Origin of the sequence: Klebsiella sp. K5-204 (assembly GCF_030128585.1) — a bacterium.
In the GTDB taxonomy this organism is placed as follows: domain Bacteria; phylum Pseudomonadota; class Gammaproteobacteria; order Enterobacterales; family Enterobacteriaceae; genus Klebsiella; species Klebsiella quasipneumoniae.
Genome location: NZ_JAKUZS010000004.1, coordinates 34,587 through 49,163 on the forward strand (window position 1 = coordinate 34,587; position 14,577 = coordinate 49,163).

15 protein-coding genes are annotated in these 14,577 nt (G+C 56.9%); 4 read left to right on the forward strand and 11 right to left on the reverse strand.

The features are described from left to right. The first annotated feature begins 9 nt into the window (after positions 1-9). From phoU to MKR05_RS11720, 3 genes are all read left to right on the forward strand, one after another. Positions 10-735, forward strand: a complete 726-nt coding sequence (gene phoU / locus MKR05_RS11710) for a phosphate signaling complex protein PhoU (RefSeq protein WP_004145007.1) — start codon at positions 10-12, stop codon at positions 733-735. A 476-nt stretch (positions 736-1,211) separates the two neighbouring features. Further along, the gene (locus MKR05_RS11715; protein ID WP_238875160.1) at positions 1,212-2,843 is read left to right on the forward strand and encodes a carbohydrate porin; all 1,632 of its coding nucleotides are present in this window, start codon (positions 1,212-1,214) and stop codon (positions 2,841-2,843) included. A 38-nt stretch (positions 2,844-2,881) separates the two neighbouring features. After that, positions 2,882-4,048 (forward strand): esterase, encoded by a 1,167-nt coding sequence (locus MKR05_RS11720; RefSeq protein WP_101989635.1) that lies wholly within the window; start codon positions 2,882-2,884, stop codon positions 4,046-4,048. A gap of 163 nt (positions 4,049-4,211) precedes the next feature. On the opposite strand, the gene yieH is transcribed toward MKR05_RS11720, so the two are convergent. Beyond that, positions 4,212-4,877, reverse strand: coding sequence for a 6-phosphogluconate phosphatase (gene yieH, locus MKR05_RS11725; protein WP_065813015.1), 666 nt, complete (start codon positions 4,875-4,877; stop codon positions 4,212-4,214). A gap of 169 nt (positions 4,878-5,046) precedes the next feature. On the opposite strand from yieH, the gene MKR05_RS11730 reads away from it, so the two are divergent. Continuing rightward, positions 5,047-6,384, forward strand: coding sequence for an NCS2 family permease (locus MKR05_RS11730; protein ID WP_023291466.1), 1,338 nt, complete (start codon positions 5,047-5,049; stop codon positions 6,382-6,384). Between the two features lie 45 nt (positions 6,385-6,429). Here MKR05_RS11730 and MKR05_RS11735 read toward each other — a convergent pair whose 3' ends face one another. The 10 genes from MKR05_RS11735 to rpmH form a co-directional block, all read right to left on the reverse strand. After that, a complete protein-coding gene (locus MKR05_RS11735; RefSeq protein WP_023291465.1) occupies positions 6,430-6,996 on the reverse strand; it encodes an NADPH-dependent FMN reductase in 567 nt (188 codons plus the stop codon). 36 nt (positions 6,997-7,032) lie between these two features. Further along, on the reverse strand, positions 7,033-7,608 hold the full coding sequence (locus tag MKR05_RS11740; protein ID WP_072096716.1) for a 4'-phosphopantetheinyl transferase superfamily protein: 576 nt from the start codon (positions 7,606-7,608) through the stop codon (positions 7,033-7,035). Positions 7,609-7,917: 309 nt separating this feature from the next. Then, positions 7,918-8,877 (reverse strand): HTH-type transcriptional regulator YidZ, encoded by a 960-nt coding sequence (yidZ, locus tag MKR05_RS11745; RefSeq protein WP_004202291.1) that lies wholly within the window; start codon positions 8,875-8,877, stop codon positions 7,918-7,920. After that, positions 8,846-10,030: an MFS transporter gene (locus MKR05_RS11750; protein WP_072414103.1), complete on the reverse strand. Its 1,185-nt coding sequence runs from the start codon at positions 10,028-10,030 to the stop codon at positions 8,846-8,848. Before MKR05_RS11750 ends, yidZ begins: the two co-directional genes overlap by 32 nt. A gap of 99 nt (positions 10,031-10,129) precedes the next feature. Further along, positions 10,130-10,549, reverse strand: coding sequence for a GNAT family N-acetyltransferase (locus MKR05_RS11755; protein ID WP_087824455.1), 420 nt, complete (start codon positions 10,547-10,549; stop codon positions 10,130-10,132). A 118-nt stretch (positions 10,550-10,667) separates the two neighbouring features. Beyond that, a complete protein-coding gene (gene mnmE, locus MKR05_RS11760) occupies positions 10,668-12,032 on the reverse strand; it encodes a tRNA uridine-5-carboxymethylaminomethyl(34) synthesis GTPase MnmE (protein ID WP_021313053.1) in 1,365 nt (454 codons plus the stop codon). Positions 12,033-12,154: 122 nt separating this feature from the next. Further along, a complete protein-coding gene (gene yidC, locus MKR05_RS11765; protein WP_023291460.1) occupies positions 12,155-13,801 on the reverse strand; it encodes a membrane protein insertase YidC in 1,647 nt (548 codons plus the stop codon). Between the two features lie 2 nt (positions 13,802-13,803). Beyond that, positions 13,804-14,061: a membrane protein insertion efficiency factor YidD gene (gene yidD, locus MKR05_RS11770; protein ID WP_004151536.1), complete on the reverse strand. Its 258-nt coding sequence runs from the start codon at positions 14,059-14,061 to the stop codon at positions 13,804-13,806. Continuing rightward, complete coding sequence (rnpA, locus tag MKR05_RS11775) at positions 14,025-14,384, reverse strand: ribonuclease P protein component (protein WP_004151535.1); 360 nt, start codon at positions 14,382-14,384, stop codon at positions 14,025-14,027. The genes yidD and rnpA overlap by 37 nt, the downstream gene beginning before the upstream one ends. A 15-nt stretch (positions 14,385-14,399) precedes the next feature. Further along, a complete protein-coding gene (gene rpmH / locus MKR05_RS11780; protein WP_000831330.1) occupies positions 14,400-14,540 on the reverse strand; it encodes a 50S ribosomal protein L34 in 141 nt (46 codons plus the stop codon). Positions 14,541-14,577 lie beyond the last annotated feature (37 nt).

Consider the following 14,577-nt stretch of genomic DNA (forward strand, 5'->3'; position numbering starts at 1 on the left):
GGAGACACCATGGACAACCTAAATCTTAACAAACATATTTCCGGCCAGTTCAACGCTGAACTGGAGTATATCCGCACCCAGGTGATGACCATGGGTGGGCTGGTGGAGCAACAGCTTTCTGATGCGATCACCGCCATGCATAACCAGGACAGCGATCTGGCGAAACGCGTGATTGACGGCGACAAGCAGGTCAACATGATGGAAGTGGCGATCGATGAAGCCTGCGTGCGCATCATCGCCAAGCGCCAGCCGACCGCCAGCGACCTGCGCCTGGTGATGGCGATCATCAAGACCATCGCTGAGCTGGAACGCATTGGCGACGTGGCGGATAAAATCTGCCGTACCGCGCTGGAGAAGTTTTCCCAGCAGCACCAGCCGCTGCTGGTGAGCCTCGAATCGCTGGGCCGCCATACGGTGCAGATGCTGCATGACGTGCTGGATGCCTTCGCGCGTATGGATCTCGACGAGGCGGTACGTATCTATCGCGAAGACAAGAAAGTCGACCAGGAGTATGAAGGCATCGTGCGTCAGCTGATGACCTACATGATGGAAGACTCGCGCACTATCCCCAGCGTTCTGACGGCGCTGTTCTGCGCGCGCTCCATCGAACGTATCGGCGACCGCTGCCAGAATATTTGCGAATATATTTTCTACTTCGTCAAAGGCCAGGATTTCCGTCATGTGGGCGGCGATGAACTGGATAAACTGCTCGCCGGGAAAGATCCGAAAGAGTAATAATCATTTTGTCTAATTCTGATAAATGGATTTATCAGAATTAGATATGATTCCTCCAGCGGCAGCGATATTGCTGCGATTATCGTCACAATTAACAGGCTGCCCGTTTGAGTTCTTCATTTTATCGCGTAACAATCAGTATCCACTGACTGAGCACGCAAGCTCAGAATGTTTTAAACGGATTGTTACTGCGACAGCAGGCAAAACCTGATATTGCCCCCCCCACGGCGGCGATATCAGGTTTTTTTATGCGCGCTAAGAATGACTTAATAAGGGTTGCTACCGCGATGCGCGGGCAAAACCTGAAGAGGATTATCTGTTTAGGCAGATCGTCTTCTTCGGGTTTTTTTGCTTTTTTCTCACCGCAAAAATAACAGCCCTCGCGCCCTTAAGCGGTATGGATACAGCTATTAGAACCCGCGCGATGCTTGTCGCTGTCGTATTTATTTATGCCAACACTTATATAAGGGAATATTATGTTTAGAAAAACCAGGATCGCTTCGGCGATGGTATTGCTGGCGCCGCTTTGTTATTCAACCACGCTGTTCGCGAGCCAGTTGACGGTAGAGCAACGGCTTGAGTTGCTGGAAAAAGCGCTTAGCGATACGCAAAAAGAGCTCAAAAAATATCAGGACCAGGAGAGAAAAAGAGACCAGATTTGGGCCACATGGTCTTCGCCTGCAGAGAGCCAGAAGCGCACCGTCGCGGCGGCGGCAGGACCGAAAGCAGCAGTGAAACCGGATGCGGTACTGGTCAAAAATCAACAACCTGCCACAGACGGCGCGCCAGCCTACAGCGCGATGACGCTGAAAGACTTTAGCAAGTTCGTCAAAGATGAAATTGGCTTTAGCTATAACGGCTACTTCCGCTCGGGCTGGGGAACCGCCTCGCATGGCTCGCCAAAGTCGTGGGCCATTGGCTCGCTTGGCCGTCTGGGCAATGAATATTCCGGCTGGTTCGATCTGCAGCTGAAGCAGCGGGTGTTTCAGGAAGGCGATAAACGCGTCGACGCCATCGTGATGCTCGATGGGAACGTTGGCCAGCAGTATTCCACTGGCTGGTTTGGTGACAATGCCGGCGGCGAAAACTACATCCAGTTCTCGGATATGTACGTTAACACCAAAGGATTCCTGCCGTTTGCCCCGGAAGCCGATTTCTGGGTCGGCAAACACGGTGCGCCAAAAATCGAGATCCAGATGCTGGACTGGAAAACGCAGAGAACCGATGCGGCGGCTGGCGTGGGGCTGGAAAACTGGCAGGTAGGCGCCGGGAAATTCGATATCGCGCTGGTCCGGGAGGATGTTGATGACTACGATCGTTCTTTAAGCAATAAGCAGCAAATTAACACCAATACCCTCGATATCCGTTACAAAGAGATCCCGTTGTGGGATAAAGCCAGTCTGATGGTCAGCGGACGCTATGTCGCCGCCAACCAAAGTTCTTCTGAGAAATATAAAGAGGGCAATGAAGGCTATTATACATGGAAAGATACCTGGATGGCCGGCACCTCGTTAACGCAAAAATTTGCTCACGGCGGCTTTAACGAATTTTCTTTGTTGCTGGCGAATAACTCCATTGCCAGCAGCTTCTCGCGCTATGCCGGATCCAGCCCCTATACCACCTTTAACGGCCGCTATTATGGCGACCATACCAATGGCACCGCCGTGCGCTTAACCTCGCAAGGGGAAACCTATTTACGCGATGACATTATTATGGCGAATGCCATCGTTTACTCCTTTGGCAACGACGTTTACAGCTACGAGACCGGGGCCCACTCCGATTTTGAATCCATCCGTACGGTCCTGCGGCCGGCTTATATCTGGAATAAATATAACCAGACCGGCGTCGAACTGGGGTACTTCAGGCAGCAAAACAAAGATGTGACCGGCAAGAAATATAACGAGTCCGGCTATAAGACCACGCTGTTCCATACCTTCAAAGTTAATACCAGTATGCTGACCTCGCGCCCGGAAATTCGCTTCTATGCCACCTATATTAAAGCGAAGGATATCGACCTGGATAAGGCCGCGAATAACACCACCCGCATTTTTGAAGACGGTAAAAACGATCAGTTTGCCGTAGGGGCGCAGGCGGAAATCTGGTGGTGAGACGATAACAGAACGGACACAACGTAAGAGGAATAACGATGAAACGACATGCCATTTATTTCGCCCTCGCGCTGGCGGGCGCGGCGTTCACCATTCAGGCGGCACCGTTGCCAGCGGTGCCCGAGCCCTCCCTGCCGGTGAGCCACTTTATCACTCAGGTTAACGCGGATAAGAGTATCACTTACCGCCTGTTTGCCCCTGATGCCCGGCGGGTTTCGGTAGTGACAGGCGCCACGCCGGACACCTTTGTCTCGCACGACATGACCAAAGCGGACCACGGGGTCTGGACATGGAAAAGCGAGCCAATGAAACCCAATCTCTATGAATACTATTTTGATGTGGACGGCTTCCGCTCGGTGGATACCGGCAGCCGCTATCAGAAGCCGCAGCGTCAGGTGAACACCAGCCTGATTCTGGTTCCCGGCAGTATTCTGGACGATCGCCCGGTCGCGCACGGCGATCTGCGCACCCTTACCTATCACTCGAAGGCGCTGAATGCGGAACGGCGGCTCTATGTCTGGACGCCGCCGAACTATAGCGGCAGCGGCGAGCCGCTGCCGGTGCTCTATTTCTATCATGGCTTTGGCGACAGCGGGCTGTCGGCCATCGATCAGGGGCGTATTCCGCAAATCATGGATAACCTGCTGGCGGAGGGCAAGATCAAGTCTATGCTGGTGGTGGTCCCGGATACCGAAACCGACACCCCGGAAGCCATCGCGGAAAACTTCCCGCCGCAGGAGCGACGCAAAACCTTCTATCCGCTGAATGCGCAGGCGGCGGATAAGGAGCTGATGCAGGACATTATTCCGCTGATCGATGCCCGGTTTAACGTGCGTAAAGATGCCGACGGTCGGGCGCTGGCTGGCCTCTCTCAGGGCGGGTATCAGGCGCTGGTTTCCGGGATGAATCATCTGAAGAGCTTTGGCTGGCTCGCCACGTTTAGCGGCGTCACGACCACCACGGTGCCGAATGCCGGTGTGGAAGCGCAACTGAAACATCCTGAGGCGATCAATAAACAGCTGCGTAACTTTACCGTGGTCGTCGGGGAAAAAGATTCCGTAACCGGCAAAGACATCGCGGGTCTGAAAAGCGAGCTGGAAAAACAGAAGATCAACTTTGACTATCACGCCTATCCCGGCCTGAACCATGAAATGGACGTCTGGCGCCCGGCCTACGCGGAGTTTGTGCAAAAACTGTTTAAATAGCCGGTGGGGGCGTTTAGCCCCCGCTTTCCGCGAGTGAAGAAAGACAAGATGAAAGTCATTGTGTCCGAAGATGATGAAGAGATAGCCGGTCGCCAGCCGTCCTGTTCTGGGCTAGATCATAGCGCTACCTGCCAACCGTCGCCCGGCTGGGCGACGCCGGGGGCTAGCGAGTGATATCCCAACCGCGCGCTTTCCACAATGCCGAAAGCGCAGCCAGATCGGTAAAGGTCGTCACGTTGGGATGATCGATGGGCGGGTTGTGCGGATCGGCGCAGAAGTAGAACACCTCCATGCCGGCGGCTATTCCCGATTGTGCTCCTGCCCTGGAATCATCAACCAGAATACAGTTCTCGACGTTAACGCTCATCGCCTTTGCGGCATGGAACATCAGCGCCGGATCGGGTTTCCAGCGCTGAATATCGTAGCCGCTGTACAACCGGTCAGCGAAATGGCGCAGCAGGCCGGTGCGGCCGAGAGAGTGTTGCATCTTACTGACCGGGCCATTGGAAACCACGCACATCGGGACGCTTACCGCATCCAGCAGCGCCTGGGCTCCGGCAATCACCTCCAGTTCGCTATCAAACAGGCGGGCGACTTCCGCACGGTAAATCGGCTCCAGAGTGGCCTTTTGCAGGTTAACGCCATGCTCGGCGTTGATGGTGTCGATTATTTCGTACAGTTTTACGCCTTTGAAGCGCTTAAAAATTTCTGCCAGCTCCAGCGTAATGCCAAATTCCTGGAACATGTGCACGTAGGCGCGGGAGCAAATCACCTCGCTGTCGACCAGCGTGCCGTCACAGTCAAAAAATACTGCTTCTGGTTGAGTCATAGCCATTCCATATTAACAAGTTTAACGTTTTCGTCATGTCCAATACCGCGACGCAATCGTTGCCGTATAAGCAAAATAAATGAAAAAAATTACCATACAACCGCGCCTGGTGCTGTAATTTGGTATAGGATAGCGTCGAATTTTCCCTCCTTACGTTCGGAAACCGATAATGAGTCAACAACAAACCAGCCAGTCTTCTGGCCAGGGTCTGCTGGAGCGCGTATTTAAACTGCGCGAGCACGGCACCACGGTGCGCACGGAAGCCATCGCCGGTTTCACCACGTTCCTGACGATGGTGTATATCGTTTTTGTTAACCCACAAATTCTTGGCGTAGCGGGCATGGATACCAGCGCCGTGTTTGTGACCACCTGTCTGATTGCCGCTTTCGGCAGTATCCTGATGGGGCTGTTCGCGAACCTGCCGGTCGCCCTGGCGCCGGCGATGGGCCTGAACGCCTTTTTCGCCTTTGTGGTGGTGCAGGCGATGGGCCTGCCGTGGCAGGTCGGGATGGGCGCGATTTTCTGGGGCGCCGTCGGCCTGCTGCTGCTGACGATCTTCCGCGTACGCTACTGGATGATCGCCAATATTCCGCTGAGCCTGCGCGTGGGCATCACCAGCGGTATCGGTCTGTTTATCGGTATGATGGGCCTGAAGAACGCCGGGGTTATCGTCGCAAACCCGGAAACGCTGGTCAGCATTGGTCATTTGACCTCCCACAGCGTGCTGCTGGGCGTGCTGGGCTTCTTTATCATCGCGATTCTGGCGTCGCGCAACATTCATGCCGCGGTTCTGGTCTCTATCGTGGTGACCACCCTGCTGGGCTGGATGCTGGGTGATGTACACTACACCGGAATCGTCTCGGCGCCGCCGAGCGTGACTTCGGTGATCGGTCATGTCGATCTGGCGGGCTCCCTGAATCTGGGCCTGGCCGGGGTGATCTTCTCCTTTATGCTGGTCAACCTGTTTGACTCCTCCGGGACGCTCATCGGCGTGACGGATAAAGCGGGTCTGGCGGACGCCAACGGTAAATTCCCGCGCATGAAGCAGGCGCTGTTTGTCGATAGCGTCTCGTCGGTGGCAGGCTCCTTCATCGGCACCTCGTCGGTAACTGCGTATATCGAATCCTCCTCCGGCGTTTCCGTGGGCGGGCGCACCGGCCTGACCGCCGTGGTCGTCGGTATCCTGTTCCTGCTGGTTATCTTCCTCTCTCCGCTGGCGGGGATGGTTCCGGCCTATGCGGCCGCCGGCGCGCTGATTTACGTCGGCGTGCTGATGACCTCAAGCCTGGCGCGCGTGAAGTGGGATGACCTGACGGAAGCGGTACCGGCGTTTATCACCGCGGTGATGATGCCGTTTAGCTTCTCGATCACCGAAGGCATTGCCCTGGGCTTTATCTCCTACTGCGTGATGAAAATTGGCACCGGCCGTCTGCGCGACCTCAGCCCTTGCGTCATTATCGTCTCGCTGCTGTTCGTGCTGAAGATTGTCTTTATCGATGCACATTAATCCGCACGTATGATGAAAAAGCCCGGCATCGCTGCCGGGCTTTTTTTATGCTTTAACCCGCTGAATATAGTCGCCAAAGGCAGTCAGCTGGCCGCGCAGATGGTCGAGGGTGCTCTGATCGACCACTTCACCCGACTGCGGATCCACTTTGTTCTGGATCACGCCGCCCATAAATTCCGGTTTATTCATCACCATCGCATCGAGGAACACCAGAATCTGCCGCAGATGATACTGGCAGCGCGCGCCGCCGATGGCGCCCATAGAGCTGGTTTGAATCAGCACCGGCTTGCCGGACAGCGGCTGCTCGGGCAGGCGTGAAAGCCAGTCGATGGCGTTTTTCAGGCCGCCAGGCACGGAATAGTTATACTCGGGGGTGACAATCACCACGCCATCCGCCTCGCGGATCTGCTGCGCAATCTCCTGCACGCTCTGCGGGAATCCCTCTTCCTCCTGAATATCAGCATCGTACAGCGGAATATCGCCGATCGACGGCAGCGCGGAGATGTGCATACCCGCCGGCGCGATGCCGGGCAGGGTACGCGCGACCATTCCATTAAACGACCCTTTACGCAGGCTGCCGAGTAACGTAACCACTTTCAAGGTATCTGACATGATTGCTCCTTTGGATCATGATGCCGGCAAGACCGGTCAATTGAGGGATAAGGTTTTTTCCGTGGGCAGACTGGTAAAGCGCATCAGGCGGGCTGAGGGTTCGCGTGCGCGGCGCTGAGCGTCCGCCAGGCTGTGCCAGTCGCCTCCCTTAGCATCATACTCCCAGACCTTCAGCGGGCCGATATTCGGGGTAGCGGCAATCGACCACACCAGCAGCGATTCGGCGTCACAGACGGCTTCGATCGGCAGGCTGCCGGCGGTACGCAGGCGGCCGGAGCCAGGCAGCAGCTGCAGCTGCGTTGATGTCTCACCGGTCAGTTTCAGCACGCTGCGCCGCAGCGCCACCAGCTGGCTGCGCGCTTCGTCCGGGTCATGCTGAATGTTAATCCACAGATTCTCATTGTTACTGAAATTTTGCCGGTCGGCGTCGTGGCTGCGAACGGCGCGCTGCAGCTCCATGTCGAGGCCGCAATCCCCCTCGGTGGTCAGCGCCACGCCAACGATATTGCCAGTATAAGAGATAGAGAAGCGGGGAAGGTGACGATCGCTAAAAACCGGTCTGCCATTGGCTTCGTTAACGATTTCAGGCAGCTCGCTGATGCCGTAAAGCATAAACAGCAGTTCGGCGAGCAGCGACCGCGAAGCGCGAAAGCGGGCTTGCCGGTATTCAGGGAGCCGACGTGCGGATTGATGACAGGCCGCTGACAAACGTGTCGATAGCGGCTCCCCGGTACTGAGTATCCCTCGTGCAAAATGCGTTGCCATACGTCGCTCCGTGAGTAATGGTCTGAATAAAACGGCGGGCGCTATTATCGCCTGGTATTAACAGGTTTTAATGCCGAAATCCCCCCTTGAAAAGGGAATTTGTTTGAATTTTACAAATTCTTGCGCAAATAAGGTGCTATGGGCACGAAACAAGGCTTACAGCGTACCGGAATAGAGCGCTTTCAGCGTATCTCTAAGCCAGACAAGCTTTGGGTTGTAGCTGTTGCGTTTATGCCATAGCAAGGTGAAGGGGACGCGAAGCTTTTCCAGATGCTGCGGCTCCAGCGGCAGCGGTCGGGAGACCAGGGGGAGCTGGTGCTGCTGATTATAGTGCTGGCAGTAGCGCGGCGCGGTGGCCAGCATGGTGTGCTGCGGCTGGGCCGCCATAAAGAGGGATTGCTCAAACCCCGGCACGGTCAGCGCCACGTTACGTTTATGCCCCAGCTCCTGCAGCACGTCGTCCAGCGCCCAGGTATCGCGTTGTTCCCAGCAGATGGTGATATGCGGATAGCGTAAGAATGCCGCCAGATCCCATTCCTCCCTGAGCGCCGGATGATCGGCGCGCAGCCAGACCTGCGGCAGGTCGGTGAACAGCACATCAAAATCGATATACCACGGCAGCAGGCTTAGCAGCTCTCGCGACTGCGGATGGCTTTCGCGCCCGCAGAAGCCGATATCCACCTCGCCGCGAATGATGGCGTCCAGGGAGTCGTAGTCCCAGTTGCGCAAACGAATCAATGCCTGCGGATAGCGCTGATAGATGCGCTGGGAGAGGGTGTTAAACAGGATCATCAGTAGCGGCGTTTCCGCCGCCAGCTCGAACTTGAGGCCGCTCGGCATGGTGTGGTGCGGTTTATCGAGGATCTGGTTGCCCATCTGCATCCAGTCCGCCAGATCCTGCTCCATGCTGCTGACCAGCGGCGTGGGCGCCAGGCCCAGCGGCGTTTTGACAAACAGCGGATCGTCAAACCAGGCGCGCAGTTTGGCCAGCGACTTGCTCACCGCCGAGGGCGAAACGTTCATCCGCTTCGCCGTACGGGTAACGCTGAGCTCCTGGGTCAGGAGCTGCAGGCAGAGGAGTAAATTAAGATCGAGACTCGAAAGCGGCTTCTTCATCGTGTTGCGCAACCCGCGGCGGGGTAGCGACCAGTAGCAGAACAAGACTCACTATGCTACAGGCAATGAGTATCCCGATCAGCATATTCATTGCGCTGAGCCCGATGATAGCGGCGAGCCAAATCCACAGCGACGAACCGCACACCTGCGCGATGCCGAGGACCGAGCTGGCGACACCGGCGCGCAGCGTGAATGGCCCCAGGGCCTGGCTCATCGCGACGCCGAAGCCGACGGAGAAGCCGGCGCAAATCATGCCCAGCCCGACCAGGGTGACGGCCTGGTGGGTGGCGAGGCTCAGCGCCACGCCTGCCGCCAGGAACAGCAGCTGCGAGGTTATCATCAGGGTGCGCGGTTTAAACAGCGACAGGGCGAACGGCGTCGAGAAGGAGACCGCCATGCTGACCATCGCCATCAGCGCCATCGTCATGGAATAGGTGCCGCGATCGAACCCCATTTCCTCCATCATCAGTACCGGCGAGACGTTCACGTAGGTGAGGATCGCCGTTACGCTGAGGGTGGTGATGAGAATGCGGCTGAGGAAAAAGCGATTCAACAGCGATTCATCCGCGCCATGCTGCGGCATAGCCGTCTGCGGAGGCGCCGTCGGACGCGTCTCGCGCAGGATAAATACCGCCAGTAAACCCACCGTTACCCCCATGCCGATCATGGTGTAGAACAGACTCTGCCACGGGTATTTCAGCATGATCAGGTGGCCGAGCACCGGCGCCAGAACGGGGATGATGCAGGTAATGCCGTTGAGCAACGACAGCACTTTGGCCCGCCGACGGTCGTCCAGCGTATCGCGCAGAATAGCGAAAGCCACCACGTAGCAGCAGCCGGCGCCGATCCCCTGGATAAAGCGTCCGGTAAGGAAGTGGCTGCTGGTGTGCGCCTGCGCGCAGAGCAGGGAGGCGATAACAAAGATCGCCGCGCCCACAATGGCGACAGGCTTGCGCCCCAAGCGGTCGGCGATACGGCCAGCAAACAGCATCGCGGAGGCCATTCCGGCCAGATAGACCGAGAAGGCGATATGTAATTGCGCCTCGCTGGCTCCCAGATCCTGAGCAATACGCGGCAGGCCGACGAGATACATATCGATGCCGGAGGGATAGAGCAGAACCAGGGCAAAGCTGCAGAGAAGAAAGCGTGTCATGAGATCCTCGCGATGTGAATGGCGTTCAGCATAGTGAGATACGCTCCGCAAGACGAGTTGCCATTTGGACAACGCTATTTTCCTGGCAGGAAACGCGAACTAGCGGCCCCGGCGTCGCCAGACGCGGGCCATCCCTTCGCTTTCCGGCCGAACGCTTTCGAAGCCAAACTTCGCGTACAGCTCCGGAACATCCGCCACCAGCGTAACGTAGGCGCCGTCAAAGGCGTTCGCATCCAGCCAGGCGACCAGTTTCTCCATCACCAGCCGGCCAAGGCCCTTTCCCTGGTGAGCCGGATCGACGGCGACGTCGACAATGTCGAAATTAATCGCGCCGTCGCCGACGATGCGCCCCATGGCGATCGGCGTCTCCTGCCATAGGATATGTACGCCATAACAACTTTGCGGCAGCCCGGTTCTGGCGCCTTCTACGGGGCGCGGCGACATGCCCGCTACCAGCCGCAGGTGGCAAAACGCTTCGGCGGAGGGCACCTTCTCGATCACGGTATATTCAACGGTCATGCTTTAGTCTCGTGGTTAAGGGGAGATAAAAGTAGAGAACGTTGCGCCGCAAAGGGCAAGAAAAAACCCGCATTAACGCGGCGCTAATGCGGGTGAGTGAACGTTTACGGACTAAACGTTATTTGCCGATACAGAAGCTGGAGAAGATGCGGCCCAGCAGGTCGTCGGAGGTGAACTCCCCGGTGATCTCGCTCAGCGCCTGCTGCGCGAGACGCAGCTCTTCCGCCAGCAGCTCGCCGGCCCAGGCGCCCAGCAGCTGGGCTTTGCCCTGCTGCAGATGGTTCGCCGCCTCTTCCAGCGCCTGCAGATGGCGACGGCGGGCGAGGAAGCCGCCTTCCATATTGGTATCGAAGCCCATGCTCTGCTTGAGGTGATTACGCAGCACCTCGACGCCTTCGCCGGTGCGTGCCGACAGGCGGATCAGTGAGTGGCCATTTACTTCGCTGATACCCAGCGCTTCGCCGGTAACATCGGCTTTATTGCGCACCACGGTAATCGGCAGTTTAGCGGGCAGGCGCTCGATAAAATCTGGCCAGATCTCCGCCGGGTCAACGGCGCTGGTGGTGGTGCCATCGACCATAAACAGCACCCGGTCAGCCTGCGCAATCTCCTGCCAGGCGCGCTCGATGCCGATACGCTCCACTTCGTCATTGGCGTCGCGCAGGCCCGCGGTATCAATGATATGCAGGGGCATGCCGTCGATATGGATATGCTCGCGCAGCACATCGCGGGTGGTGCCCGCAATGTCGGTGACGATCGCCGCTTCGCGGCCCGCCAGGGCGTTCAGCAGGCTTGATTTACCGGCATTTGGCCGCCCGGCGATCACCACTTTCATCCCTTCGCGCAGCAGACTGCCCTGACGGGCTTCGGCGCGGACGGCGTCGAGGTCGGCCATCACCTCGTTCAGCTGGGCTTCAATTTTGCCGTCGGAGAGGAAATCAATTTCTTCATCCGGAAAATCAATCGCCGCTTCCACGTAGATGCGCAGGTGAGTGAGCGCTTCCACAAGGTGGTTCACCCGCGCGGAGAACGCCCCCTGCAGCGAGTTCAGCGCCGAGCGCGCCGCCTGTTCTGAGCTGGCGTCGATAAGATCGGCGATGGCCTCTGCCTGCGCCAGGTCGAGCTTGTCGTTAAGGAACGCGCGCTCGGAGAATTCGCCCGGTCTGGCGATGCGCAGGCCCGGCAGGGTCAGAATACGTTTGAGCAGCAGGTCGAGAATGACCGGGCCGCCGTGGCCCTGTAGCTCAAGCACATCTTCCCCGGTAAAGGAGTTCGGCCCGGGGAACCACAGCGCAATCCCCTGATCCAGCGGCGTACCGTCAACGTCGTTGAACGGCAGGTAGTCGGCATAGCGCGGCTTCGGCAGCTTGCCGAGTACCGCCTGCGCGACGTCGCGCGCTTTGAGGCCGGAGATACGCAGGATGCCCACACCCCCGCGTCCCGGTGGGGTTGCCTGGGCGACGATAGTGTCGTTATGGCTCATGGTGACTCTCTATGTAGATGTAAAAAAGGCGGTCCATTGACCGCCTTCTCTGGCATTAACGTTACCGTAACTACTCTAAATTATCCAAGTCGCAGATGCGTTGGCTTGAAGAATGAAGAGTATCAGGATTTCTTCTTCTCGCGGCTATGCAGGCCACGCTTCTCCAGACCACGGTAAATCAGCTGCTGCTGGATAATGGTCACCAGGTTGCTGACGATGTAGTACACCACCAGGCCAGACGGGAACCACAGGAAGAACACCGTGAAGATGACCGGCATAAAAGTCATGATCTTCTGCTGCATCGGGTCGGTCACGGTGGTCGGCGACATCTTCTGGATGAAGAACATCGTCGCGCCCATGATGATCGGCAGGATGTAGTACGGGTCTTGCGCAGACAGATCGTGGATCCACAGGATAAACGGCGCATGACGCAGTTCTACCGAGGCGCTCAGCATGTAGTACAGCGCAAGGAAGATCGGCATCTGGATAATCAGCGGGAAGCAGCCGCCCAGCGGGTTCACTTTTTCCGCTTTATACAGCGCCATCATCTCCTGGCTTTGACGTTGTTTATCGTCGCCCAGACGCTCGCGCATGGCCTGAATTTTCGGCTGCAGCATACGCATCTTCGCCATGGAGGTGTACTGCGCTTTGGTCAGCGGGTACATGATGCCACGAACGATAAAGGTGATGACGATAATCGAGAAGCCCCAGTTGCCGAGGAAGCCGTGGATGAATTTCAGCAGCTTGAACAGCGGTTGGGAGATGAACCACAGCCAGCCGTAGTCGACGGTCAGATCCAGGTGCGGCGCGACGGCAGCCATTTTGTCCTGAATCGCCGGGCCGACCCACAGCGTGCTCTGCAGTTTGTCGGTTTGACCAGGCTGCACCAGTACCGGCTGAGATTTATAGCCGATAGCGACAATGCCGTTGCCGAGGTTGGCGGTGTAGAAGTTATTCGTCCCGTTATTCTGCGGCACCCACGCGGTGGTGAAGTACTGCTGCAGCATGGCAACCCAACCGTTTTTGGTGCTGACGTTCAGGTTTTCATTGTCCAGGATGGTATCGAATTTGTATTTTTCGTATTTCGAATCCGCGGTGGAGAACGCTGCGCCACGGAAAGTATGCATCGTGGACAGGCCGCCGGTCTGCGTATCGCGACTGGACGGCAGCGCGGCGGTCTGCTTCAGCTGACCGAAGGTCGAGACTTCCAGCGGTTTCTCGCTGGCGTTCTGCACGCTATAACCCACGTTCACCGCATAATCACCGCGTTTCAGGGTGAAGGTCTTGGTGAAGACGTTGCCGGCTTTGTCGGTATAGGTCAGCGGAATAACGATTTCGTTCTGGCCATCAGCCAGTACATACGCATCTTTATCAGCGTTATACAGCGGACGCGGGCCGTTAGCCGGGTTATCCGGGCCGTCACGACCGGTTAAGCCGCTCTGCGCCTGGTAGATAAACTGTGGCGTAGTTTCCAGTAACTGGAACGGTTCAGTCGATTTCAGCGCTTTCGGGTAAGCCGGAAGCAGCGCTTGCTCAACATCACCACCGCGGGTGTTGATGGTCAGATCAAGCACATCAGTTTTAACCGTAATCAGTTTCCCCTGGCCACTGGCCGGTACGCCCTGGTCGGCGGCGCTACCCGCTGCTGTGGTCGTAGTCTGCGTGGTCTGCTGCTGGGGTTGCGGATTTTTGTCCTGCTCCCAGGCTTGCCAGATCATGAAAGACACGAACAACAAAGCGATGATAAGAAGATTGCGTTGCGAATCCATCGTTAGTGTTCTCTGGTATCAAATGGTCCAGGCGGGACGGGATCGTCACCACCAGGGTGTAAAGGGTGGCATTTTAATACGCGTTTCATCGTCAACCAACTGCCTTTTATCACTCCAAACCTGCGTAAGGCCTCAATTCCGTATTGAGAACAGGTTGGGGTGAAACGGCAATGCGGCCCGAGTAGCGGACTAATCAGGCGCTGATAAACTCGAATCAGGCCGATCAGGACCCGCGAGCCAGGCGACAATGGCGGCGCCATAATTTTTCCAACGCTTCCGAGAGAGCACGGTTATCGAGGTCGGCAACCCCTCTTTTCGCCACCACCACGAAATCCATTGGCGGGAGTTCATGTTGACGCAAACGAAAACTTTCACGCGTCAGACGTTTAATCCGATTGCGTTCATGTGCGCGTTTCACGTTTTTCTTGGCGACGGTGAGACCGATGCGGGGATGCCCCAGCGAATTCAGGCGGCCGAGGATGGTGATTTGCGGCGTGCCAGCCCGTTGTGGCTGCTGGAAGACGAAAGTGAAATGACTGGGAGTTAACAAGCGTAACTCCCTGGGAAATGCGAGCTTAACCACGCAGGGTTAGCTTTATTACTTGGAAACGGTCAGACGAGCGCGGCCTTTAGCACGACGACGTGCCAGAACCTGACGACCATTTTTAGTAGCCATACGAGCACGGAAGCCGTGAGAACGGTTGCGCTTCAGTACAGACGGTTGAAAAGTGCGTTTCATGGCGATTTCTACCTAAACTTGAATAAATTCACTGACT